We start from the raw sequence: 514 nt of genomic DNA, 5'->3' as shown, positions 1-514 counted from the left end.
GAGTGCCGGCCGGACTCTCCCTTTCGGAGGCGGATTTCGAGGCCGATCTGGCCCGCCGCCGGAGCGGTGCGCGGGGGACGACGCCGCGGCGCGAGACGGACCGGCCGATGATCGTCTCGGGACTTTACAACGGCCATACGACCGGTGCGCCGCTGACGGTCGTCTTTGCCAACGAGAATACCCGTTCGGGTGATTACGCCAATCTGGAGCGCCATTTCCGCCCGTCGCACGCCGACTGGGTGGCCTTCCGCAAGTTCGGGGGATACAACGATCCGCGGGGCGGCGGCCACTTTTCGGCGCGGCTGACCGTGGCGCTGGTGGCCGCGGGGGTGGTGGCCAAGAAGATGCTGCCCGAAGGGGTGCGTTTCGCCACGCGCCTTACGGAGATCGGCGGATGCGACGATCCGGCGCGTTTCGACGAGCTGCTGCGCGAGGCGGCGGCCGAGCGCGATTCGCTGGGCGGCGTGGTTGAATGCCGCGTCGCGGGAGTGCCCGTCGGGATCGGCGAACCCTT

At 69.6% G+C, this 514-nt stretch carries 1 protein-coding gene; it reads left to right on the top strand.

The features are described 5' to 3' along the window. Positions 1 to 514: chorismate synthase (locus tag B5E60_RS13620; protein ID WP_143260791.1), on the top strand; the 514-nt coding region annotated here is incomplete at both ends.

Source organism: Alistipes sp. An116, from assembly GCF_002161005.1.
GTDB classification, from domain to species: domain Bacteria; phylum Bacteroidota; class Bacteroidia; order Bacteroidales; family Rikenellaceae; genus Alistipes; species Alistipes megaguti.
This window is presented reverse-complemented; position numbering and strand designations above follow the sequence as displayed.